Source organism: Rhizobium sp. NFACC06-2, from assembly GCF_900101425.1.
In the GTDB taxonomy this organism is placed as follows: domain Bacteria; phylum Pseudomonadota; class Alphaproteobacteria; order Rhizobiales; family Rhizobiaceae; genus Agrobacterium; species Agrobacterium leguminum.
In genome coordinates this window covers 750,231-772,620 of the sequence record NZ_FMVA01000001.1, presented here as the reverse complement: position 1 = coordinate 772,620, position 22,390 = coordinate 750,231, and the positions used below count along the sequence as shown (strand labels likewise).

The window sequence follows — 22,390 nt, the reverse complement described above, 5'->3', positions numbered from 1 at the left end:
TGTAGATGTGGCTAGTCGATCCTTGTCCAATTTATGCCTTTGCACAGCAGACCGGCGACGATACAGCCTTTCGTGGTCATGCCGTTGCCGTTTATTGTCACTGTTATCCTGTAGGATTTATCCCGCTGGGGGTCGAAAGCAGTGCCGGAATAGCTGCCTGCCTCTGTCTGCTTTATGTCCATGATCAGCCGGTCCCCGGCCTTTTCCTTCGGGGTGCCCGGCTTGATCCAGGTGTTTGTGGCACAGATATTTTCACCGCAGGGCGCAATCAGTACTTTCGCCTTGCCGTCTCCGCGTGCCCAGTTGCCGTCGATATCGGCTGCCGTCGCGCTGGACGCGACCAGCAGTGGCCATACGACGGAAGCAACCGTCAATCCGTTGATCATCATTGTCTCTCTCCGCAGTTTGGTCCCGCCTTATCTGTGTTCGATCGTGTAGAAGCCCACGTTTATGCTCCCCTCGGCAAAGCCTGCCTCGCAATAGCAAAGGTAGTAATCCCAAAGCCGTCGAAAGCGGTCATCGAAGCCGAGCAGGGAAATCGCCTGCCACCGCGCGTGAAAACGCTGGCGCCATTCGGCGAGCGTGAGCGCGTAGGACTGGCCGAAAAGTTCCTTATCGGTGAGCTTAAGGCCGGTTTTGTCGACCGCTTTTTCGAGCGCGGTATTTGAGGGCAGAAAGCCGCCGGGAAAGACGTATTTCTGGATGAAATCCGCCTTGCGCCGATATGTATCAAAGCGGCTTTCTTCAATCGAAATGATTTGCAGCACCGCGCTGCCGCCGGGCTTCAGGCATCTTTTCAGCGTTTCGAAATAGCTCGGCCAATAGGCCTCGCCGACTGCTTCGAACATCTCGACGGAGACAATCCTGTCGAATTGGCCGTTCAGGTCGCGGTAATCCTGGAGCCTCAGATCGATGCGGTCTGTGCTGCCGGCTTTTTCCGCCGCATTTTTTGCCCATTTTAACTGGGAGGGGGAGAGAGTGATGCCGGTGACGTTGGCTTTGGCTTGTGTGGCAAGGTGAATGGCGAGTGCGCCCCAGCCGCAGCCGATCTCCAATATGTTCTCGCCGCCGCTCAATTGCAGTTTATCGACGATACGTTCCAGTTTTTTCAGTTGGGCGGTTTCGAGCGTAGACGCCGTGTCATCGAAAATCGCCGAAGAATACAGCATGGAGGGATCAAGCCACTGCCGGTAAAACTCGTTGCCGAGATCATAATGCGCTTCGATATTGCGGCGGCTGCCGCGTCTGGTGTTGGCATTCAACCCGTGCGCAGCGCGGTTGAGAAGGCGCATCGGCAGGCTGCCGCGCATTGAACTTGCGAACGCCTCGCGATTTTGGGCCGCAAAGCGGATCAGCGCCGTCAGATCTGGTGTGGTCCAGTCGCCTTCGATGAAACCCTCGGCAAAGCCGATGTCGCCGTTCAGCAGCATTCGCCGGATCGCGCGCCAGCTATGCAGGACAAGGATTGCCTCGCTGCCATTCGTTGCGCCGGATTTTTCAATGATGCGGCCGCCGGGAAGAATGACATGTAATCTTCCCCTGTCGATATTGCTCAACAGCCGGTTGATGAGCCACATGCCTGGGCTGATGCGGCCGTTCAGGCGCGTATTCTTCGCCGATAATTCCGTGAGATTGTCAAACGGGGTCATGAATTTTGGCCTCGATTTGCGACGATGAAGGATGATGGAAGGAGACTGGACCGGCAGGCGGCAGCGGCCGTTTTCTGAGCTGCACACCTTTCAGCCAAATTTTCAGGGCCTCCCAATGAATGCCCAGAATGACCTTGAGCGTCAGGAGGGGAATGGCGAAGAAAGCTTTCAGAAGCGCACCGTCCGTCAATTCGACACGCCGGGCCAGATGCCGGGCGGTCAGGATCAGGCCGTCATTGTCGAAAGTATCGATGACGATTTTCAGCCTGTCGCCGGGCGGGGCGACGCGGAAAACATAGTGGAGATCCATGTCCATGAATGGAGAGACATAAAAGGCCTTGTCGCATTGCTGGACGATCTCGGTCGATTTGCCGGCTTCCACCGGGATCAGGTATGAGTGTCTCTCGCCAAACGTGTTGTCCACCTCCCAGAGGATAGCTTTGAGCGACAAGTCGCGCCCGTAGCAGAAGAAGACACTGAGTGGGTTGAAGGCCCAGCCGAGCACGCGCGGCATGGTGAGCAGACGTATCGGCCCTCCGTCCACTGCCATGCCTGCCGCCGTCATGGCTGCCTCGATCTGCTGGCGCAGCCCGATGGCGCTGCGGTTGCCGCGATCCCTGCTGTGAAACGAGAACAGGTTGAACCGGTCTACGGAGAAAAATCGCAATTTCCGGTCGAGCACGTTCAACTCATCGAGGTCGAGGAGCAGCGAATAAATCCGGTAGGCGAGCTTATGGGTTTTCGGCTTCAAGCGCGCATGCGTTACATGGCCGGGAAAAAGCGCCGAGGTGAGGAGAGGCGTCATGCCATCACCTCCATGATTTCCGTATCTGTCGCAATCGTCGCCAAATCCAGGCGGATGATCCGGCCGTTGTCGTCAGCAACCTTCCATGGACGGGATACGCCGCCAAGATCTTCGGCGACGGCAAGGCCGGCCTGAAGACCATCTTCATGAAAACCGGATCCGAAATAAGCGCCGCAGAACCAGGTGTTTCGCAGACCCTGCAGGGCCCATAGCTCCTGACGCGCCTGTTCGGTGCCAGCATCAAAAACCGGATGGTGATAGGTTTCCTCGGCGATGATTTTTCCTTGATCCGGTTCCCGCTCCGGGTTCAGCGTTACGAAAATGTCCGGGGTTTCACCCAGCGGCTGAAGTCTGTTCATCCAGTAGGTAATGCTCGGCAGGCTCGTTTTAATGCGCGTGTCGGCCACATAGTTCCAGCTTGACCAGGCAGCGCGGCGGCGCGGCATGAAACGGCTGTCGGTGTGAAGCACGGCGCGGTTTTGGGTGTAGGCAAAAGCGCCAAGAATGCGCCGTTCGGCGCGTGTTGCATCGGCGAGCATGTCGAGCGCCTGATCCGCATGGGTTGCTATCACCACATCATCGAAGCGCACGGCTTTGCCGTCCGCAGTGGTGATTTCGACGCCGTCCGGCAGGCGGTGGATGCGCTTCACCGGCGTCGAAAGGAGAATTCGATCCGCAAACGGCGCCGTAATGCGTTTCACATATTCGCGCGAGCCACCGACGACTGTGCGCCAGACCGGCCGACTGCGCAGCAACAGCAGGCCGTGATTGCGGCAGAATTTGATGAAATGCGCCGCCGGATAGCGGCCGACCTCCATGGCCGGCGTGGACCAGATGGCCGCAGCCATGGGGTAAAGATGATCGTCGCGGAACGCTGAACCATACCGGTTGCGGGAGAGATATTCGTCAAGAGACAGATCGCCCATCAAATGCAGGTCGCGTGGGGCGTTGCGGTAAAAGCGCAAAAGGTCCGCAAGCATCGCCCAGAAACGTGGCCTCAGGATGTTGGACTTCTGGGCCAGCAGGCCAGGGCCGGTTCCGCCGGAATATTCGAAACCGCCATTATCCAGAGAAACGGCGAAAGACATGTTCGACGCCGCTGTCGCCACGCCCAGTTGCTGGAAAAGCGCGGTGAGATTGGGATAGGTCTGCTCGTTATAGACAATGAATCCGGTATCAACATGGACTTGTCCATGGTCCGTGCTGAACGTCACCGTATTGGTGTGGCCTCCGATGCGGTCAGCCGCTTCGAAAACAGTTACATCGTGTCGTTGCGACAAAAGCCAGGCCGCCGACAAACCGGAAATTCCCGTTCCGACGACGGCGATGCGGCGGCTTTGTTCTTTTTTCGCTTCGGTGTCGACCATTTTTCCTCGCTATAGCACTGCCAGTCCAGTCCTGGGGACCGCGACATGTACGAGGAGGCCGCCCTATCAGTTTCACCGGTGCACCGATTTTTTGAAATTTTGTCCGGCGCCTGAAACTCTTTTGCGGGTCCGCTCGTATTTGCCATCACGAACCCGACCTCAAACCATTCAAAATGGCGAGCGAATTAGTGATGTTTTCTGTAGTCCTGACGCTTGCCGTTCTCATGTCGCTTCTGATGGCGGGCGCTTGGGCGTTGCAGAGAGCAACCGGTTCAAGCGGCTGGATCGACGCGGTCTGGGCGGCAACTGTCGGGCTTGGCGGAATTTTCGCTGTTGCTTTCGCCGGCGGAGACGGCTGGCGGCGCGGTGCTATACTTTTTCTGATCGTTGTCTGGTCCCTGCGGCTTGCCGGCCATATTGGCATGCGCACGCGAGGAGGCGGGGAAGATCCCCGCTATGCAAAGCTTATGGAGCAATGGGGGAGCGCTGCCGCCCTGCGGCTATTCGTCTTCCTGCAGATACAGGCAATCGCCGCTTTCGTGCTCGTTCTTGCGGTCTATCTTGCGGCAAGCAACACCCATGTGTTTCCGCGTATGGTTGACGTTATCGCCATGGTGGTTGCCCTTGGCGCGCTGGCAGGTGAAGCGCTCTCCGACGCCCAGCTCTCGAAATTCAGAAAGACCGCAGCGGCAAAAAACAGTGTCTGCGAAACCGGCCTGTGGCGTTATTCCCGTCACCCCAACTATTTTTTCGAATGGCTTTTCTGGTGCGGTTTTCCGCTGCTGGCCATTCAGGGGCCGGCCTTGTCATGGGTATCGCTCGCCGCACCGGCGATGATGTACTGGCTGCTTGTCCATGTCTCCGGCATTCCGCCGCTTGAAGACCATATGCTGCAATCGCGCGGGGAAAAATTCCGCGCCCTTCAACAACGCGTCAACGCCTTTTTTCCGGGGCCGCGCAAGAACGAGGACAGGCCATGAACATGCTCGCACTCGCCATCAACGCCGCCGAGCGCGCGCCGCTCAACGACAGCGTGACGCTCGCCGGAATAGATATGCTCTGCGCACGGACGAAGCGGCGGCTTGCCGCCATTCCAGCGGATGCGGAAGAGGTTTTCGCGGCGGATATGGTGAAGTTTCCCGTCGCCAGCCATACCGACGATGCGAACAAACAGCATTATGAAGTGCCAGCGGCATTTTTCGCGCTCGTTCTGGGAGAGCAGCGCAAATATTCCTGCTGCTATTATGACGATGCCACGACGACGCTTGATGAAGCTGAAAATGTTGCTTTGGCCCTGACCTCGGCCCATGCCGGCCTTGAGGACGGCATGGATATCCTGGAACTCGGCTGCGGATGGGGTTCGTTATCCCTCTATATGGCGGGCCGTTTCCCCAATGCGCGCATCACCTCAGTCTCGAACTCCGTGTCGCAGCGCGAATATATAATCGGTCGTGCCCGAGAACGGGGGCTTTCAAACCTTTCTGTCGTGACGGCCGATATGAATGATTTTACGACGGGAGATCGATTCGACCGTGTCGTATCGGTGGAAATGTTCGAACATATGTCGAATTGGCGCGTGTTGTTCGAGCGTGTTCACTCGTGGCTGAAGCCGGACGGCAGGTTTTTCCTGCATGTGTTTAACCACCGCGACCGATCCTATCGTTTTGACCACAACAATCCTGCCGACTGGATCGCCCGGCACTTCTTCACCGGCGGCATCATGCCAGCCTTTGACCTTCCCCATCGCTTCAGTCAGCTTTTCACCGTCGAGCAGGAGTGGCGCTGGTCAGGGTCGCACTATCGTCGGACAGCGCTCGATTGGCTCGAAAATTTCGACAAAAAAATTGACCGTATCCGACCCATTCTGCAGCAAACCTATGGCGCCGACGCCCGGCTGTGGGAAAGGCGATGGCGATTGTTCTTTCTGGCGACCGCGGGGCTCTTCGGGCATGAGGGCGGTGACGTGTGGGGTGTGGGGCACTACTTTTTTAAGAGGGTTTAGTGTTAGCGCCACACAATCGGCGGCGTCAGCAGGCTCGACAGAAAGGCAGCGATCGGGAAATTTCGTGTAAGATAATGATAGGGCATCGAGGGGGTCCTTAAGACGATTCCACTGGCAACTTCCCTGACAATCGAGATGACAGGGAGGGGCGTTGTTCCGGGGGGAATTTGCGAATTATGACCGGGCCTGTTTAATGGCGGCCCTGAGGCCTTTCTCATCCAGAACACCGGGATAGATCGTCTTGCCGATGACGAAGGATGGCGTGCCGACAAAGTTGAAGGCGAGCGCCTGGCGATAGTTTCGATCGAGCAGCGCGGAGATTTTCCTGTTGTTGCTGTTCACCGCCGCGGCGATGTCTTTCATCGCCAATCCTGCGCCGGTCAGGGCCTTTTCGACATCGTTTTCGGAAATACGCCCTTTTGTTTTCATCAGCGCTTCCATGGCGATTTCATATTTACCGATCTGGGCGGCCCCCAGCACCGCCTGTGCCGCGAAGACAGATGCGCCACCGAAGATCGGCCAGTCCTTCAAAACAAGCCTGACGTCGCCGTCATTTGCGACAACCTTTTTCACCATGGCATGTGAGGTCTTGCAGTAGGGGCATTGATAATCGAAATATTCGACAATCGTAACCTTGCCTTTGGGATTTCCAAGCACGGGTGCGTCCCTGTCGAAGAACACCTCGTCCGTGCTGACCTGCTGTGCGAAGCCGTCTCCTGCAGACACCAGCGCTCCGCTAAAAGCCGCCAGTCCGCCGGCCATAAAATCGCGTCGTGAAAACATCAGAATTCTCCTTGTTGGATTATTGGGATGCCGGCAATGCGGCAGGATTGATCGCGACCTCGTTCACGGACGCGAGCCCTGCGCCCTGCGAGCCGATGCTGCCAGTTCTGCGGCCGAGAATTCGCCGACCAGCCGCGTTGCCTCCGGCTCATTTCGGTTGCTGTCGAGAAAAACCATCGTGGGCGGGCCGACGACCTTCAATGTCGAAAGCAACGCCTGTTTATTCGCGTCCAGTTTTGTCAGGTCCAGGCTGACGAGGTTTACTCCCTTCAACGCTTCAACCACATCGGGTGCGGTTAAAAGTGAGCGTTCGATCGTGCGGCAGGTCACGCACCAGTCGGCTGTGACATAGAGGAGTGTCGGTTCCTGTGGCGGCGAGCTGTCGAGCCGGGCTTCCAGGCTTGCGATGGAGGAAACCTTCTCGAAGTCGCTTTTCTTTATCGATGCGAGCGATCCGGAACCGCTGGCGGAACTCAGCGGCTTCAGGGGAGAGAGTGGGTCCGTTGCACCGATGCCGAGACCGACGAAGATCAAGATTGCCCAGATGATGGAGGCGAGACCCGTCGTGCGGGAAAGCACGCTCACACCGGACTTCGGATCGCCGGTCCCTGCACCGAAAGCAAAAACGCCGAAGGAAAGGGCAAGTATTGCCCATCCGAGCAATGTCAGCCGTTCCGGCATAAGCGGCGTTGCCAGCCAAAGCGCGGTGGCCAGAAACATGAAGCCGAAAATCTGGCGCACTTTTTCCATCCACAGCCCTGCTTTCGGCAGCGCCTTGCCGCTTGCGGTCGCCATGATGACGAGTGGAATTCCCTTGCCCAGTCCAAGGGCGAATAGTGCGGCGCCGCCGATGACGACATCGCCGGTGCGGGCAATGTAGAGAAGCGCACCCGCGAGGGGTGCCGTGACGCAAGGTCCGATGAGCAATGCCGAGGAGAAGCCGAGCAGCATCGCGCCGGGAATCGTGCTCGCGCCCTGCGGCGATTTCGCAAACCGGGCAGAGATCACGGCTGGAAGCTGAATGTGGAAAAGGCCGAAATTTGCGAGCGCGATGACGGCGAACAGGATGGATATCGCAGCTACGGCATAGGTTGATTGCAGTGCGATCTGCAGGTTTTGCCCTGACCATGCGGCGGCCATTCCCATCAGCCCAAAGGTGGATGCAAGCGCAAGCGCATAAGACACGGACAACAGGAAGCCGCGCCGCGCGGTCAGTTTTTCGCCTTCCCGGGCGAGCATGGCCGCAACGATCGGATACATCGGGAAAACGCATGGCGTGAAGGCGAGCAGCAATCCGAAACCGAGAAATCCAGCAAGAAGCAGGATCAATCCGCCATCCGCCAGCAGCAGATCGACCGCCGTCTGCGCGCTATCCTCCGCCAGTGAAAATCCTTCCTGTGTGGCGTCCATGGAGACGCCGGCCGAAGCTTGTGCAGCTTTAGCGAAGCTGTTCTGGGAAAACAGATCTTCAGCGGCTACGGTCAGGCTTGCCATGTCGACCGTTTTGGTGGTCGGCGGATAGCAGAGCCCCTTGTCCTGGCAACCCTGATAGGTAAGGCGGAATTTTGCCGGCGCTTCGGCGATCGATGCCGTTGCGGTCTTGTAGTAAATCTCGGTAGAGCCGAAACTGGGGTCCTCTTTCATCTCGCCGGGCAGGGACTGGATTTCGAGTTTGCGGCCGTCCTCGCCTTCTGCGCTCAGATAGTCACGGTAGAGATAATAGCCGTCATTGATCGCCCAGCGAATGATGGCGCGGCCGTCGTTTCCCCGCTCGACCGTTGCCTTGAACGCCTGGTCCATGGCAAGTGGTGTTTCTATCGCGGACGCCGGGGAGACGACCCTGAAAAGCGCCAGGATCACAAATGTGAACGCCAATATGCGCATCCGGCATATCCTTTCATGTATTCTTCCATGCCGGGACTGATCTCGCCGGGAGCTTAAGGCAGGCTTAAGCTGGGGCGCGCATGGCAAAATTGGATGGACCGCTTGCGGAGGCGTGATTGCGAATTCTCATTGTCGAAGATGATCCGATCCTGCTCGACGGGTTACGGGAAGGTTTGAAGCTGAGCGGCTTCGTCGCGGACGGCGTGACAACGGCCGCCGATGCGTCGGAGGCGCTGGCGACGGATAATTTCGATGCGGTCGTTCTTGATCGAATGCTGCCGGACGGTTCCGGGCTGGATGTCCTGAACGGCTTGCGCCGCAGTGGAAACCGGATTCCCGTCCTGCTCCTGACGGCCAAGGACGAGGTTGGAGACCGCATCGACGGTTTGGATGCGGGTGCCGACGATTATCTTGGCAAACCTTTCGATCTGGATGAGGTTGCCGCCCGTCTGCGGGCGATCATGCGCCGTGCGGCCGGGCGGGCGAGTGCGCAGATCAGCCTGCGAGGGCTGACGCTGGATCCCGCTTCGATGCAGGTTCTTCGGGATGGGTCGACCGTAATCCTGTCGCGCCGCGAGTTCTCGATCCTTCATGCGCTCATGGAAAGTCCCCAGGCAATTCACTCCAAACAGGCACTGGAAGAGCGTCTCTACGGCTGGCAGGAGGATGTGGAGAGCAATACGATCGAGGTGCATGTGCATAAGCTGCGCGCCAAACTTGGAAGTGCCGCCATCGAAACGGTGCGCGGAGTTGGCTACAGACTGGGGATGCCCTGATGCGTTCGATCCGGTTGCGGCTTTTTGCGATCCTGCTGGCGACGACGGGAGCCCTCTGGCTGCTTGCCGTCATGTGGACCTATTTCAGCGTGCAGCATCAGGTCGAGCGGGTGCTGGACGCGCGACTGATGGAAGCCGCGCGCATGGTCAGCTCGCTCCTCACCGATCATCATATCGATGTGGCTGCCGCCGTGGACGACACGAAAGCCACTGACGCCGCCTCGCCGTTCGATCTCCAGGGGGACTACCGACGGCAGCTCTCCTGCCAGATCTGGTCGCTTCAGGGGCAACTCGTCAGCCGGTCGGAAAGTGCGCCGCGTGAATCGCTCACAGACAATAGCGACGGGTTTAGCGAAACCATTGTCGATGGTGTCCGCTGGCGTGTCTTTGCGGTTGTGAATCCGAACCTCAATGCCCGTGTTCTTGTGGGCGACAGTCTGGAGATACGCGACAGGCTGGTTGCCGATGTGGTCAAGGGGCAGCTCGTTCCGGCCATTGCCATTTTGCCGATCCTTGCGGTGCTGATCTGGCTGAGTGTTGGACAGGGGCTGGGACCGCTCAACAGGATCGCCATGTCACTGGGGTTGAGGTCTGCGGATGAACTGCACGCCATAGAAAACAGGGACACGCCCAGCGAAATCAAGCCATTGCTCAGATCGCTGAACTCCCTCTTCCTGCGGGTGGAGGCAGCCCGTGAGCGTGAGAAGACGTTTATCGCCTATGCCGCCCACGAGTTGAAGACTCCGCTTGCCGGATTGAAGACCCAGGCTCAGGTGGCGCTGCGGAGTAAGGAGGATAACGTTCGAGACAAGGCGCTGGCGCATATTTCGACGAGCGTTGACCGGACCGGGCGTCTTGTCCGCCAGCTTATCGACCTGGCGCTCGTCGATTCGGCGGATCGCTGCGACGGGATCGAGACGGTGCGGCTCGCAGGGATAATGGAGGACATTCGGTCCGATCTTGAAGCCCAGAGCAGCAGGCGTGGCATCTCCGTGAAGCTTCGCATGCAACCGGATGAAATGGTGACCTTGAGAAACGTCAATCTCCTGCGTCTGGCCCTGCGCAACGTCATCGAGAATGCGATTCAGTATTCGCCGGAAGGCTCAAGCGTTGAGATTTGTGCACTGAAGAACGGTCCCAAGGTCGAAATCGACGTGACGGATCAAGGGCAGGGCATAAATCCGGAAGATCAGGAGACTGCCAGGGAGCGGTTCAAGCGAGGACATTCGGCCCATGGCGAAGGCAGCGGCCTTGGCCTGGCGATTGTCGACATGGCGATGCGAAAGCTCGGCGGGGAACTTGATTTTCGTCAGGGTGATTCCGGTTTCGTCGTGGCGCTCATTCTGCCGCAGGAGTGACCGGACTAGCGTTTAAGGCAGCCTTAAGGTTGGAGCTTCAGCCAAGTTTTATAGGCTCCAACCAATTCCAGCAGGCTCCCATGATTCGTCCAATTGTTTCTCCTCGCAGGCCGATGGCCGTCGCGTTGACAATCTTCCTCACCGCTTGCGCAAGCAATGCCGACCGTATTCCCGGCGCTACGCCGCGCCCTTCCAATGAGCGTGTCGAAGATCGGGGGGCAGCCCCAATCGGAACCGACCCGATGCTTATGTATGGCGAAAAGACGGATGCCGGTTTTCATATTGCCGGCGTTAATACCGGAAAAATGAATCCTGACTTTGTGCGGCAGGTCGTAAGCTATGCCACGGATGAAAAGCCCGGTACGATCATCGTCGATCAACGAGCACGTTTCCTTTATCTGATTCAACCCGGCAATAAGGCGATCCGATATGCCGTTGGTGTCGGCCCTGTCGCGCGCGCCTTCGATGGTGGCGACGCGATTATTGCGAGAAAAGCTGCCTGGCCTCGGTGGATCCCAACACCTGAGATGGTCGCAAGGAACCCCGCGCATTACGGCCCGAACAAGGATGGAGTCGATGGCGGCCCATCGAACCCGATGGGTGCCCGAGCGCTTTATATGCATAAGGATGGCAGGGACACATACTATCGTGTTCACGGCACGAATGATCCAGGCTCAATCGGCAAGGCTGTATCGGCCGGCTGCATTCGTCTTTTGAATCAGGATATCATCGACCTCTACAACCGGGTAAAGCCCGGTGCCCGGATCGTTGTACAAGGATAGCGTGGAGCCGCTTGATAGTCTGGCGAAGTTCCAGTCACTCCGAAGCCCGGATTAACCTGACGCTACAGGCTGAGACCGGGAAGAACGGTGCGGATGTGATTGCCCAGCGCCCTGGCTGCCGAAGATGTCTGCGTATCGGCAAACTCGATGGAAATGCCGATCGTCGGCAGGGGTGGTAGCCCGCTTTTGACGATATGGAGGTCAGCTGGAACGGCTGTCCTTGTCAGCACGCTGATGGCGTGCCCGGAGCGCGCGATTGCGATGAGGCCGGAAAGGCTGTTGCTGGCGAAGGCGACGCGGTAGCGGCGATTGGCGGCTTCCATGGCGTCGCATGCCGCGCGGTGATCCAGCGTCACCGGCGCGGAGAGCGCCAGCGGCAGCACATCCTTGGTGATGAGATCCGGCTCCGGCCTGTCCGCCACCCAGACGAAGCTTTCCCTGCGGAGCACGTCGCGGTGATCCGGATCGGATTGCGAAACCAGCGCCATGTCGATCTGGCGGCGTTGCAGGAGGGGGCGCAGTTCCGTCGTGGGCGCACAGACCATGCGCAGATCGACTTTCGGGTAAGTGCCGAAGAAGCCTCTCAGCAGTTCCGGCAGGAAGGCGATGGAATAATCTTCAGGGCAGCCAAGGCTCACGGTTCCCTGCAGCGTCACCTCGCCCATATCGGCAAGGATTTCATCATGCCGGGCAAGCAGGGCGCTGGCATGGGCAAGCAATCTCTCGCCCGCCGCAGTTACGCGCACTCCAGAACCCGTTCGCTGCAGCAGGGTATGGCCGACCAGCTCTTCCAGCCGCTGCATCTGGGTGCTGAGCGCGGATTGGGTGCGTCCGATCTGCGCTGCGGCGACGCTGATGGAGCTGGCGCGAGCGACAATGATAAAGTTCTTCAGCAGCGTAAGGTCGAGCATGGCGATATCAAAATTATCAATATCGGAGTAAAATACTATCAATTGGACTGAGGTGGCAATGGGTTGTTATGTTTCGGCAAGATAAACTCTTGGGGAATGTGCCATGGACAAGCTTGCGAAGAACTTCGCCTCGCTCAATGACGAACCGGCTTTCTGGGAGGCCGCCAATAAACATCTGACCCGCTACGGACCGGCCTTCGAGGAGATCATCGTCGAACGGGCTGAGGGAAGTTTCGTCTACGATGCGGATGGGCGCGCCATTCTCGATTTCACCTCCGGCCAGATGAGCGCTTTGCTCGGGCATACCCATCCTGATATCGTCGCCACCGTCAACCGGCAGATGGCATCGGTCGCCCATCTCTTTTCCGGCATGTTGTCGCGCCCGGTCGTCGACCTGGCAGCGCGGCTGGCGGCGCTTGCGCCGGGTCTCGATCGCGTGCAATTGCTGACCACCGGGGCTGAATCCAACGAGGCGGCGATCCGCATGGCGAAGCTTGTGACCGGCGGGCATGAGATCGTCGCTTTTGCACAGAGCTGGCACGGCATGACAGGCGCTGCGGCCTCCGCTACCTACAGCGCCGGCCGCAGGGGGTATGGCCCGGCCACGGCCGGCTCACTCGTCATTCCCGCGCCGAATGCCTATCGTCCGCGTTTCAAGAATCCCGATGGATCGAATGACTGGAAGGCGGAGCTCGACGATGCTTTCGAACTGATCGATCGCCAGTCGACCGGCAATCTTGCCGCCTTCATTGCCGAGCCGATCCTGTCGAGCGGCGGTATCCTCGAACTGCCGGTCGGTTATCTCGCTGCGCTAAAGAAAAAGTGCGAGGAGCGCGGCATGCTGCTCATTCTCGATGAAGCCCAGACCGGTGTTGGCCGGACCGGGCATATGTTCGCCTTCCAGCGGGACGGTGTGACGCCCGATATCATGACGCTGTCGAAGACGCTCGGCGCCGGCCTGCCGCTTGCGGCGGTGATGACGAGCGCGGAGGTCGAACAGAAGGCCTTCGAGAGGGGTTTCCTGTTCTATACGACACATGTTTCCGATCCCCTGCCGGCCGCTGTCGGCGTGACGGTTCTCGATGTAGTGGCGCGAGATGGGCTGGTGGAACAGGCGATTGCCCGCGGGAACCGTTTGAAGGAGGGGCTGCTCTCGCTGCAGCAGCGGTTCGAATGCGTTGGAGACGTGCGCGGGCGCGGGCTTTTGCTCGGACTTGAAGTCGTCGCCGACCGGCATACGAAAGCCCCGGGTTTCGAACTCGGTGCGCGCATCATGCAGGAGGCGATGTTGCGTGGCCTCAGCATGAACATCGTCAAGCTGCCCGGCATGGGCGGCGTCTTCCGCATTGCGCCGGCGCTGACGGTATCGGATTCGGAGATCGACCTTGGGCTGGAGATACTGGCGGATTCGATCGAATCCGCACAGCTTGCCCGCTAGGTGTGGCCGGCATTTGCCGGGAAAGTCAGTTCAACCCTTGCGCCTTCGCCGGGTCTGGAACTGATATGCGCTTCGCCGCCGCTCTGGCGCACGAACCCGTAAACCATGGCGAGGCCGAGACCTGCACCGCCATGGTCGCCCCGCGTGGTGAAATAGGGCTCGAAGGCCTTGTCCACGGCCTCCGGCGTCATGCCGATGCCCTCGTCGGTGACGGCGATCACCAGCGTATCTTTGCCGGAGGCGGCCTCGATTGAAATCAGGCCGCCATCGGGCATGGCGGCTGCGGCGTTCAGGCAGAGATTGAGGATGGATTGTTCGAAAAGGGCCGGGTCCAGCGGTATCGAGGGAAGATCGCCCTCGATATCGAGCGCGATCCGGCATTTGGGGCCGACGGCGATTTCGAGAATATCGGCCATGCCGCGCAGCAGGCTTGCGACATTGATGACGCTTGGATGAATCGGCTGCTGGCTGCCGATGGTAAGCATGCTGCTGGCCAGAGACCGGCCGCGGTCCGCCGCCTTGCGGATGCGGGCGATGTGCCGCTTCTGGCGATCGTTGAAACCGGCTTCCCGCTCCAAAAGTCCAAGACTGCCGGTGATGATGCCGATCATGTTGCCCACCTCATGGCTGACCTGATGGGTCATGCGCATGATGCCATCAAGTCTCTGGGCTTTGACGGCTTCCGCTTCCTGACGATCGAGAGCGGTCACATCGCGGGCGAGCAGCACGATGCCGCCATCCGGCTGGCGTGACATCGATACTTCGATCACCCGCTGATCGTCGGTGCGATGGCGCAGGACTGCGCGGTCGAGCAATTCCCCAGGCTCTGCATCGAAGGGCAGCAGGGCCGGGTCGATTTCCGGGATCGGTTCGACAAACCTCCGAAGCGGCAGTTTTCGCGACGAGCCGGAGCGTCCGACGAGTTCGATGATGCGGCGGTTCATGGTGATGGGCCGGCCGGCCGGATCGAACAGCGCAATTCCCTCATTCATGGTGCGGAAGGTCGAGCGGATGGTGCGGGCTGCCGCTTCGGCCGTGCGCCTGAGGCGCGAGACGCGGTCGACGCTGTCATGGAAGGCGCGAAACGCATCGAGCAGCCGGATCAACTCCGTCTCGGGACCGGTATAGGAGGGCGGGCCGACATCCTTATCTCCCTTGGCGAGGGCGTTCATGCCATTGGAGAGCGTCACGATCCCGCGCGAGACACGCATTACCGAGCGGATCGAGAAGATCGCCACGATGAGAACCAGAAGCGAGGCGACGGCGACAATGATCAGCAGCCGGTTGAGGGCATCGGAAGTCGAAATCAGGTCTTCGTTCAGGCTGCGCGCAACCGCGTCGCCCTGGGTTTCAGTCACATGGGAAAGATCCCGCGAGACGGTGTGTAGGCGGGAGACCGACGCGCGGATCGCGAACATTTCCAGAAGGTAACGGCTCTGGGCTTTGAAGACCCGCTCATAGGGCTGCAACTCGGCCATGGGCAGGCGCTCGCCGGGATAGCCCTGCTGACGTGCCGTCGTTTCCGCCACGTAACGGCGGCGCAGTTCGCCAAGCTGGAAAAGGCTGTCGGATGCGGATGCGGCCTGTACGATTCCGTTCATTCGCCGGCGCAGTTCCGGATCGAGGATGCCCTGACCGGTGGCGATTTCACCCAGCGCCGCTGCGGCTTCCGCCTTGTGACCCTGTGCCGCATCGGCATCCTTCGCAAGATCGAGCGTTTGTTCCCGGATGATCTGAAGGAGTTCGACGATGCGTTCGCTGGCAAAGCCACGGGTAATCCGCTCACCGCTGTCCGGTCCTGTCATTTTAAGCAAAATATCGACCTGCTGGACCACCGAGCGGCTTTCGCTGGAAACACGATAGGGCGAGGCGGCGTTCATCAGGAACGGTGCGCTGGAGACGAGATCGGAGACCTGCCTCGAGACCAGCGACGCCTTGGCGAGGCTTGAAAAGGCCTGCAACCCATAGGCGGCCATTTCATCGCGGGCGCGCTGCAGGCCATAAATGGCGATGGCGGAAAGGCTGAAGACGAGGAGGCAGGTAAAGACAATCGCAAAGGGCAGGCGAAAGGCGATGGAGGAAAGGAAGGAGCGGCTGATCACGGGGAAAGCTCGCCCTCATCGGTGTGAAGCACATAACCCTTGCCGCGGCGCGTCTTGATATGGCGCGGCAGGTCGGGATTGATCTCGATCTTGCGTCTGAGCCGCAGCACCAGCACATCGACATTTCTGTCGATGTAGCGGTCGCTCTCCGAACCCAGCCTGTCGAGAATCTGGGAGCGGCTGACGGGCTGGTTGGGTGTTTCCGCCAGTATTTCCAGAAGCGCGAATTCGGCGGTGGTCAGTGTCCGGCTACGGTCCGCGAGGCAAACGGCGCGGCGTGCATCGAGATCGATTGCCCAGTCGCCAAGGCGAAGCGCCCCGCGCCCATGATCGCTGTCCTTCTCCTGTCTCAGCGAAGGGATCGTTCGGCGCAGTACGGCCTTGATCCGGGCTGTGAGTTCGATGGGTTCGAAGGGTTTGACCACATAATCGTCGGCGGCTGTTTCCAGACCGAGAACCCGGTCGGCGGCGCTGCCGGCGGCGGTGACCATGACGATGCCGATGTCGATCTGGCTGCGCAGCCGCTGGGCGAAGGTGCGTCCGGACGTGCCCGGCAGATTGTGATCGACCAGCACAAGCTGCATCCTGTCCCTCGCCAATATCTCGTCCGCCTCCTCGGCGGAGCGCGCGCAGGTGGGCAGCCAGCCCTCCGCCTCGATGAGGTCCGAGATGAGCTCGGCCATATCCGGATCGTCCTCGACGATCAGAATGCGAACCTTCTGATTAAGCACTGCACTTCCTCCCGCCATCATCATAGGCGCGGCGGCGACGATCTTCAAAGGCTCGCTGGTTATCGCCCCTGTCATAATTGTAATATCTGTAATCTTGTTCGGCGGTGCGGTGAAAGATTGGTAACCATTCTTCGATTGCGGTGCGGACAGGATGTGACATGCTGTAGGTGGAGACTGGAACGGGGAGGTTCCGGGCAGGGAGGCTTAATTGAAAGCATTGACCGCACTTGCGGCGAGCATGGCTTTATGGCTGTGCGGCGCAGGGCATGGCATGGCCGAGCCGAAGTTGAACGTCCTTTGCGGCGTCGACGAGGCCTGGTGCGTGACCATGCAGCGGGCTTTCGAAGCCAGGGCCGGTCTCGAGATTTCGATGGTGCGCAAGAGCACCGGCGAAATTCTCGACCAGATTCGTGCCGAACGATCCCATCCCACTGTCGATGTCTGGTGGGGCGGCACTGGCGATACCCATTTGCAGGCGGGGTCTGAAGGGTTGCTGGATGAATACCGTCCCGCCCACCAGCAGGATTTGCTGCCCTGGGCGCAGAATTTCTCGGTGATGTCTGGATCGCGGTCTGCGGGAATTTATGCCGGCGCGCTGGGCTTTGCCTATAATTCGGAACTGCTTGCGAAGAACAATCTGCCGGCGCCGACCTGCTGGAAGGATCTGGCGAAGGATGTCTATCGCGGCCATATCCTGACCGGCAATCCGAACTATTCAGGCACGGCCTTCACCATGCTGGCCACCCTCGTCCAGCTGTTTGGCGAGGAGGAAGCTTTCGGGTTCATGACGAAGCTCAACCAGAACGTCGTGGGCTATACCAAGGTGGGTGCTGCACCGGTGAAGACGGCGGCGCGGGGCGAGGTCTTGATCGGAATTTCCTTCATGCATGATGCCGTGACCCAGAAGATCGAAGGGTTTCCGCTGGTGATCGTCGCCCCCTGCGAGGGCACCGGTTACGAGATCGGGGCGGTCAGCATCGTCAAGGGCAACCGCAATACGGCCCTTGCGCAGGATTTCGTGGAATTTGCGCTGAGCCCGGAAGGGCAGGCGACCGGGGCCGCGGCCGGCCAGAACCAGGTGCCTTCCAACGCCCGGGCGACATTGCCGCTGACCGCACCTGACATATCGATGATCAAGATGGTGGATTACGACTTCGCCACCTTCGGACAGCCGGAAGAGCGAAGTCGGTTATTGAGCCGCTTCGACAGCGAAATCCACCCGAGTCAGACCCAGTAGGGCCAAAACCCACATCCCGAAAAAGACAGCGCGCGCCGCAAGGCGCCGCGATCGGCAGCGCCATGTCTGCGCGCGGCCCAGGAATTCAGACGCAAGCTACAGGAGGATAACCATGCGACTGACGATACTCTCCACCCTGCTTTTTGCCGGCACGGCACTGAGCGCCGTTTCCGCGCAGGCGGCGGGCGAACTGAACCTGATCTGCTCGGCCGATGTCGTCATCTGCGAACAGATGAAGGGCGATTTTGAAAAGTCACACGACATCAAGGTCAATATGGTGCGCCTGTCTTCGGGCGAGACCTATGCCAAGGTCCGCGCGGAAGCCCGCAACCCGAAGACGGACATCTGGTGGGCCGGCACCGGCGATCCGCACATGCAGGCGGCGTCCGAGAACCTGACGCTCGAATACAAGTCGCCGATGCTGGACCAGTTGCAGGACTGGGCCGTGAAGCAGGCGGAAAGCACCGGCTACAGGACTGTCGGCGTTTATGCCGGCGCGCTGGGCTGGGGCTACAACACCGAAATCTTCAAGTCCAAGGGTTACAAGGAGCCGAAGTGCTGGGCCGACCTGCTGGCGCCGGAACTGAAGGGCGAAATCCAGATCGCCAATCCGAATTCGTCCGGCACCGCCTATACGGCGCTTGCCTCGCTGGTGCAGATCATGGGCGAAGATCAGGCGATTGATTATCTGAAGAAGCTCAACGCCAATATTTCGCAATATACCAAATCCGGCTCGGCACCGGTCAAGGCGGCGGCGCGCGGCGAAACGGCGCTCGGTATCGTCTTCATGCATGATGCGGTGGCGCAGACCGCGGAAGGCTTCCCGGTCAAGTCCATCGCGCCCTGCGAAGGCACAGGTTATGAAATCGGCTCCATGTCGATCATCAAGGGCGCCCGCAATCTCGACAATGCGAAGGCCTGGTACGACTGGGCGCTGAAGCCGGAAGTGCAGTCGCGCATGAAGGATGCCAAGTCCTTCCAGCTTCCCTCCAACAAGACGGCGGAAGTGCCGAAGGAAGCGCCGAAGTTCGAAGACATCAAGCTCATCGACTACGACTTCAAGACCTATGGCGATCCGGCCAAGCGCAAGGCGCTTCTGGAGCGCTGGGACCGTGAGGTCGGTGCGGTCGCCAACTGATCTTAACTCCGGCGACAGGCATCCCGGCTTTTTAAGCCGGGGTGTCCGCCACTCTTTCATCGGCATGAAACAAGCGAGGTCGGCCATGACACGTGGCAATCGCAGGCTGGACATCGTCCTGGCGCTTGGGGCTTTTGCCCTCATTCTTCTTCCCTGGTACCGCATCGAAGGCGGCTTTTTCAGCTTCCACTGGCTTTCCGGATTTTTCTCGTCGGCCAGCAATGCGCCCGGTGTGCTGCAGATTCTGTCCTATGGAAAGCCATGGCTGGTCGGCGTTGCTATCTTTTTCCTCGCCGCATGCCTTGTCCGGCCTGTAGGCGATCCGATGCGGCGCGGCGGGCTGCTTGCCGTCATCGGCGCTGCCGGGCTCGTTTTCCTCGCCTTACAGGGGCTGGCCATCGGCTTTAGCGGCTGGAGCTGGACGGTGAGCGAAAACCTCTTCGGCATGCTTGCCGATGGCCAGCCCTCCATGGGTGCCGGTGCCGTCGTCATCTCGTTCGTCTTCGTGCTGCTTTTCGCCTTCGGTCTTGCCGAGCGCGGCGTCATGAAAGGCGACGCCTTCGTCGTCGGCGCCATTTCCGTTCTGGTTTTCCTCGTCACGGTTTTTGTCTTTTATCCGATTGGCAGCATGCTGATCGCCTCCGTTCAGGATTTCGACGGCTCCTTCAATGCCGATGGCTTTATCCGCAATATCAAGGATCCCGGCATCTGGAGCCTTGGCTGCGTGATGGGTGAAGAGCGTTGCGGCGTTGCCTGGCGGACGCTGTTTCTGGCGCTGATGACGGCCTTCGGCTCGACCGTGCTCGGTCTCGGCTTCGCGCTGATCGCCACCCGCACCCGCTTTCCCTTCAAGAAAGGCCTGCGGCTTCTCACCGTTCTGCCGATCATCACGCCGCCTTTTGTCATCGGCCTTGCCCTGACGCTGCTTTTCGGTCGCGCCGGTGTCGTCACCGAATGGCTTTCCTATCTCTTCGGCATCGAACCGGGCCGCTGGCTTTATGGCATGACCGGTATCTGGATCGCGCAGGTTCTGTCCTTCACGCCCATCTCGTTCCTGGTGCTGATCGGCGTGGTTGAAGGCGTCAGCCCGTCGATGGAAGAGGCTTCGCAAACGCTGCGCGCCGACCGCTGGCGCACCTTCTGGCGGGTGTCGCTGCCACTGATGAAACCCGGTCTCGCCAATGCCTTCCTCATCGGCTTTATCGAGAGCATGGCGGATTTCGGCAATCCGCTGGTGCTTGGCGGCACCCATGGCGTGCTGTCGACGGAAATCTTCTTTGCGGTCGTCGGCTCGCAGAATGATCCGTCCCGCGCCGCGGTTCTGGCGATCATCCTCCTGTGCTTCACGCTTTCGGCCTTCCTTGCCCAGCGTTTCTGGCTGGCAGGCAAGAATTTCGCGACGGTGACCGGCAAGGGTGACAGTGGCGCGCATATCGCGCTGCCGCGCGGCCTGTCCATTGGCGTCCACGCCGTCGTCGTGCCGTGGATGGTCTTCACCATCGTTGTTTATGGCATGATCCTTGTGGGCGGTTTCGTGAAGACATGGGGTCTCGACAATTCCCTGACGCTCGACCACTACGTCCGCGCCTTTTCCGTCAGCTTCTCCAATGGCTCCATTGCCTGGACGGGCGTTGCCTGGAACTCGTTCTGGACGACCATGAAGATCGCACTGGTTTCCGCGCCGCTGACCGCTGCCGTCGGTCTTTTGACCGCCTATATCATCGTGCGGCAGAAATTCGCCGGGCGGAACCTGTTCGAATTCGCGCTGATGATGAGCTTTGCCATTCCCGGCACGGTCATCGGCGTCAGCTACATCATGGCCTTCAACCTGCCGCCGGTGGAAATGACCGGCTCGGCGCTGATCCTGATCGCCTGCTTCGTGTTCCGCAACATGCCGGTCGGCGTGCGTGGCGGCATTGCGGCGATGAGCCAGCTGGACAAGAGCCTCGACGAGGCCTCGCTGACGTTGCGGGCCAATAGTTTCCGCACCATCCGCAAGGTCATCCTGCCGCTCTTGAGGCCCGCAATCACGGCCGCACTGGTCTATTCCTTCGTGCGCGCCATCACCTCCATCAGCGCCGTCATCTTCCTCGTCAGCGCCGAGTACAACATGGCGACCTCCTATATCGTCGGCCTTGTCGAGAACGGCGAATATGGGGTGGCGATTGCCTATTCCTCCATGCTGATCGTGGTGATGATCACCGTCATCACAGGCTTCCAGCTCATTGTCGGCGAGCGCCGCCTGCGGCGCGAAAACCGCGTCGCCGGCCTGCCATCCGCTTCCTCCGTTCCTCTCGCTCAGGAGAAAACCGCATGATTTCCGTAAAGCCCGGCTCCGTTACCTTTCAGAATGTCCGCAAGACCTTCGGCGCCTTCACCGCCATTCCCGACCTGTCGCTCACCATCGAGCCCGGCACGCTGGTCACCCTGCTCGGTCCCTCCGGCTGCGGCAAGACGACGACGCTGCGCATGCTGGCGGGCCTCGAGCATCCGACCTCGGGCCGCATCCTCATCGGCGACAAGGATGTGACCATGCTGCCGGCCAATGAACGCGATGTCTCGATGGTCTTCCAGTCCTATGCGCTTTTCCCGCATATGACGGCGCTCGACAATGTCGCCTATGGCCTGCAATCCTCCGGGCTGCGCAAGGCGGAAGCGCGGGAAAGGGCGGAAGAGGGGCTGAAGCTCGTCGGCCTTGCCGGCATGGGCCACCGCCTGCCTGCCGAACTTTCCGGCGGCCAGCAGCAGCGCGTCGCGGTTGCCCGCGCTCTGGTGCTCGAGCCGCAGGTGCTGCTGCTGGATGAGCCGCTTTCCAACCTCGATGCCCGCCTTCGCCGCCGGGTCCGCACCGAAATCCGCGAATTGCAGCAGCGGTTGGGTTTCACCGCGGTTTACGTGACGCATGATCAGGATGAGGCGCTGGCTGTTTCCGATCGGATCATCGTGATGAAGGATGGCGAGATCGCCCAGTCGGGTGCGCCGCGCGATCTTTACGAGGCCCCGGCCTCCGCCTTCATCGCCGATTTCATGGGCGAAGCGAATGTTGTCGGTTGCGAGGTCATTGGCGTTGAGGGCGCCGATGCGCTGATCCGCGTCGGGGGGATCGATCATCGGGTCGCGGCCCGCAACGCCCGGCCGGGTCCCGCCGAGCTTGCGGTCCGCCCCGGCTCGATTTCCATCGGACAACCGGGCGGGCAGGGGCTTGCCGGACGGGTGCTGCACAGCGCCTATCTCGGCGGTCACGTCGAATATGAGGTGGAAACCGATATCGGTACGCTTTTCATCGTCGACCATGCCGTGGAGACAAGCCTGCCGGCGGCGAGCGATGTGACGCTGGGGTTCAAGAACAGGGGCATTGCCTTGATTCAGGCTTGAAGCCGCCGCCGATCACGCATTCCTATCGCGACAGAGGCAGATTTGTTCTGCC

General features: G+C 59.9%; 20 protein-coding genes. 11 read left to right on the top strand and 9 right to left on the bottom strand.

Going from position 1 to position 22,390, the window contains the following annotated elements:
* Positions 1–11: 11 nt before the first annotated feature.
* The 4 genes from F3H58_RS04005 to F3H58_RS03990 are packed head-to-tail and all read right to left on the bottom strand — an operon-like array spanning position 12 to position 3,821.
* Positions 12–389: a DUF2147 domain-containing protein gene (locus tag F3H58_RS04005; RefSeq protein ID WP_149741271.1), complete on the bottom strand. Its 378-nt coding sequence runs from the start codon at positions 387–389 to the stop codon at positions 12–14.
* Between the two features lie 27 nt (positions 390–416).
* Positions 417–1,649 carry an SAM-dependent methyltransferase gene (locus tag F3H58_RS04000; protein WP_149741270.1) on the bottom strand — a complete coding sequence of 411 codons (1,233 nt, stop codon included), beginning with the start codon at positions 1,647–1,649 and terminating at the stop codon, positions 417–419.
* A complete protein-coding gene (locus tag F3H58_RS03995; RefSeq protein ID WP_149741269.1) occupies positions 1,636–2,454 on the bottom strand; it encodes a DUF1365 domain-containing protein in 819 nt (272 codons plus the stop codon). The genes F3H58_RS04000 and F3H58_RS03995 overlap by 14 nt, the downstream gene beginning before the upstream one ends.
* On the bottom strand, positions 2,451–3,821 hold the full coding sequence (locus tag F3H58_RS03990; RefSeq protein ID WP_149741268.1) for an NAD(P)/FAD-dependent oxidoreductase: 1,371 nt from the start codon (positions 3,819–3,821) through the stop codon (positions 2,451–2,453). The genes F3H58_RS03995 and F3H58_RS03990 overlap by 4 nt, the downstream gene beginning before the upstream one ends.
* A gap of 191 nt (positions 3,822–4,012) precedes the next feature.
* Between F3H58_RS03990 and F3H58_RS03985 the strand changes: the two genes are divergently transcribed.
* Both F3H58_RS03985 and F3H58_RS03980 read left to right on the top strand, forming a co-directional pair.
* On the top strand, positions 4,013–4,801 hold the full coding sequence (locus F3H58_RS03985) for a DUF1295 domain-containing protein (RefSeq protein WP_149741267.1): 789 nt from the start codon (positions 4,013–4,015) through the stop codon (positions 4,799–4,801).
* On the top strand, positions 4,798–5,823 hold the full coding sequence (locus F3H58_RS03980; protein WP_149741266.1) for an SAM-dependent methyltransferase: 1,026 nt from the start codon (positions 4,798–4,800) through the stop codon (positions 5,821–5,823). Before F3H58_RS03985 ends, F3H58_RS03980 begins: the two co-directional genes overlap by 4 nt.
* Before the next feature lie 174 nt (positions 5,824–5,997).
* On the opposite strand, the gene F3H58_RS03975 is transcribed toward F3H58_RS03980, so the two are convergent.
* Complete coding sequence (locus tag F3H58_RS03975; RefSeq protein WP_149741265.1) at positions 5,998–6,606, bottom strand: DsbA family protein; 609 nt, start codon at positions 6,604–6,606, stop codon at positions 5,998–6,000.
* Between the two features lie 63 nt (positions 6,607–6,669).
* Positions 6,670–8,490, bottom strand: a complete 1,821-nt coding sequence (gene dsbD / locus F3H58_RS03970; RefSeq protein WP_149741264.1) for a protein-disulfide reductase DsbD — start codon at positions 8,488–8,490, stop codon at positions 6,670–6,672.
* Between the two features lie 116 nt (positions 8,491–8,606).
* Here dsbD and F3H58_RS03965 point away from each other — a divergent pair, with 116 nt between their 5' ends.
* The 3 genes from F3H58_RS03965 (at position 8,607) to F3H58_RS03955 (ending at position 11,406) form a co-directional block, all read left to right on the top strand.
* The gene (locus F3H58_RS03965; RefSeq protein WP_065656201.1) at positions 8,607–9,266 is read left to right on the top strand and encodes a response regulator; all 660 of its coding nucleotides are present in this window, start codon (positions 8,607–8,609) and stop codon (positions 9,264–9,266) included.
* The gene (locus F3H58_RS03960; RefSeq protein ID WP_149741263.1) at positions 9,266–10,624 is read left to right on the top strand and encodes an ATP-binding protein; all 1,359 of its coding nucleotides are present in this window, start codon (positions 9,266–9,268) and stop codon (positions 10,622–10,624) included. The genes F3H58_RS03965 and F3H58_RS03960 overlap by 1 nt, the downstream gene beginning before the upstream one ends.
* 80 nt (positions 10,625–10,704) lie before the next feature.
* A complete protein-coding gene (locus F3H58_RS03955; RefSeq protein WP_286169022.1) occupies positions 10,705–11,406 on the top strand; it encodes a L,D-transpeptidase in 702 nt (233 codons plus the stop codon).
* Positions 11,407–11,468: 62 nt separating this feature from the next.
* Here F3H58_RS03955 and F3H58_RS03950 read toward each other — a convergent pair whose 3' ends face one another.
* A complete protein-coding gene (locus F3H58_RS03950; protein ID WP_188128759.1) occupies positions 11,469–12,317 on the bottom strand; it encodes a LysR family transcriptional regulator in 849 nt (282 codons plus the stop codon).
* 103 nt (positions 12,318–12,420) lie between these two features.
* Between F3H58_RS03950 and F3H58_RS03945 the strand changes: the two genes are divergently transcribed.
* Positions 12,421–13,755 carry an aspartate aminotransferase family protein gene (locus F3H58_RS03945; protein ID WP_149741261.1) on the top strand — a complete coding sequence of 445 codons (1,335 nt, stop codon included), beginning with the start codon at positions 12,421–12,423 and terminating at the stop codon, positions 13,753–13,755.
* Here F3H58_RS03945 and F3H58_RS27705 read toward each other — a convergent pair.
* Positions 13,752–14,171: a sensor histidine kinase gene (locus F3H58_RS27705; RefSeq protein ID WP_353619345.1), complete on the bottom strand. Its 420-nt coding sequence runs from the start codon at positions 14,169–14,171 to the stop codon at positions 13,752–13,754. The two genes, F3H58_RS03945 and F3H58_RS27705, sit on opposite strands and share 4 nt — an antisense overlap.
* A gap of 36 nt (positions 14,172–14,207) precedes the next feature.
* Here F3H58_RS27705 and F3H58_RS27700 point away from each other — a divergent pair, with 36 nt between their 5' ends.
* On the top strand, positions 14,208–14,507 hold the full coding sequence (locus F3H58_RS27700) for a roadblock/LC7 domain-containing protein (RefSeq protein WP_353619344.1): 300 nt from the start codon (positions 14,208–14,210) through the stop codon (positions 14,505–14,507).
* 1,346 nt (positions 14,508–15,853) lie between these two features.
* Here F3H58_RS27700 and F3H58_RS03935 read toward each other — a convergent pair.
* Positions 15,854–16,588: a response regulator transcription factor gene (locus F3H58_RS03935; protein WP_149741259.1), complete on the bottom strand. Its 735-nt coding sequence runs from the start codon at positions 16,586–16,588 to the stop codon at positions 15,854–15,856.
* A gap of 208 nt (positions 16,589–16,796) precedes the next feature.
* Between F3H58_RS03935 and F3H58_RS03930 the strand changes: the two genes are divergently transcribed.
* From F3H58_RS03930 to F3H58_RS03915, 4 genes are all read left to right on the top strand, one after another.
* Positions 16,797–17,825 carry an ABC transporter substrate-binding protein gene (locus F3H58_RS03930; RefSeq protein WP_502706410.1) on the top strand — a complete coding sequence of 343 codons (1,029 nt, stop codon included), beginning with the start codon at positions 16,797–16,799 and terminating at the stop codon, positions 17,823–17,825.
* A gap of 112 nt (positions 17,826–17,937) precedes the next feature.
* On the top strand, positions 17,938–18,963 hold the full coding sequence (locus tag F3H58_RS03925; protein ID WP_020810392.1) for an ABC transporter substrate-binding protein: 1,026 nt from the start codon (positions 17,938–17,940) through the stop codon (positions 18,961–18,963).
* Between the two features lie 85 nt (positions 18,964–19,048).
* On the top strand, positions 19,049–21,280 hold the full coding sequence (locus F3H58_RS03920) for an ABC transporter permease (RefSeq protein ID WP_149741258.1): 2,232 nt from the start codon (positions 19,049–19,051) through the stop codon (positions 21,278–21,280).
* On the top strand, positions 21,277–22,338 hold the full coding sequence (locus F3H58_RS03915; RefSeq protein WP_149741257.1) for an ABC transporter ATP-binding protein: 1,062 nt from the start codon (positions 21,277–21,279) through the stop codon (positions 22,336–22,338). Before F3H58_RS03920 ends, F3H58_RS03915 begins: the two co-directional genes overlap by 4 nt.
* Positions 22,339–22,390: the final 52 nt, after the last annotated feature.

Excerpts from the sequence above, each read along its gene's own strand:
- F3H58_RS04005 (WP_149741271.1), bottom strand. The coding sequence starts at position 389 with ATGATGATCAACGGATTGACGGTTGCTTCCGTCGTATGGCCACTGCTG.
- F3H58_RS04000 (WP_149741270.1), bottom strand. The coding sequence starts at position 1,649 with ATGACCCCGTTTGACAATCTCACGGAATTATCGGCGAAGAATACGCGC.
- F3H58_RS03995 (WP_149741269.1), bottom strand. The coding sequence starts at position 2,454 with ATGACGCCTCTCCTCACCTCGGCGCTTTTTCCCGGCCATGTAACGCAT.
- F3H58_RS03990 (WP_149741268.1), bottom strand. The coding sequence starts at position 3,821 with ATGGTCGACACCGAAGCGAAAAAAGAACAAAGCCGCCGCATCGCCGTC.
- F3H58_RS03985 (WP_149741267.1), top strand. The coding sequence starts at position 4,013 with ATGTTTTCTGTAGTCCTGACGCTTGCCGTTCTCATGTCGCTTCTGATG.
- F3H58_RS03980 (WP_149741266.1), top strand. The coding sequence starts at position 4,798 with ATGAACATGCTCGCACTCGCCATCAACGCCGCCGAGCGCGCGCCGCTC.
- F3H58_RS03975 (WP_149741265.1), bottom strand. The coding sequence starts at position 6,606 with ATGTTTTCACGACGCGATTTTATGGCCGGCGGACTGGCGGCTTTTAGC.
- dsbD (WP_149741264.1), bottom strand. The coding sequence starts at position 8,490 with ATGCGCATATTGGCGTTCACATTTGTGATCCTGGCGCTTTTCAGGGTC.
- F3H58_RS03960 (WP_149741263.1), top strand. The coding sequence starts at position 9,266 with ATGCGTTCGATCCGGTTGCGGCTTTTTGCGATCCTGCTGGCGACGACG.
- F3H58_RS03955 (WP_286169022.1), top strand. The coding sequence starts at position 10,705 with ATGATTCGTCCAATTGTTTCTCCTCGCAGGCCGATGGCCGTCGCGTTG.
- F3H58_RS03950 (WP_188128759.1), bottom strand. The coding sequence starts at position 12,317 with ATGCTCGACCTTACGCTGCTGAAGAACTTTATCATTGTCGCTCGCGCC.
- F3H58_RS03945 (WP_149741261.1), top strand. The coding sequence starts at position 12,421 with ATGGACAAGCTTGCGAAGAACTTCGCCTCGCTCAATGACGAACCGGCT.
- F3H58_RS27705 (WP_353619345.1), bottom strand. The coding sequence starts at position 14,171 with ATGGCCGATATTCTCGAAATCGCCGTCGGCCCCAAATGCCGGATCGCG.
- F3H58_RS27700 (WP_353619344.1), top strand. The coding sequence starts at position 14,208 with ATGAATCGGCTGCTGGCTGCCGATGGTAAGCATGCTGCTGGCCAGAGA.
- F3H58_RS03925 (WP_020810392.1), top strand. The coding sequence starts at position 17,938 with ATGCGACTGACGATACTCTCCACCCTGCTTTTTGCCGGCACGGCACTG.
- F3H58_RS03920 (WP_149741258.1), top strand. The coding sequence starts at position 19,049 with ATGACACGTGGCAATCGCAGGCTGGACATCGTCCTGGCGCTTGGGGCT.
- F3H58_RS03915 (WP_149741257.1), top strand. The coding sequence starts at position 21,277 with ATGATTTCCGTAAAGCCCGGCTCCGTTACCTTTCAGAATGTCCGCAAG.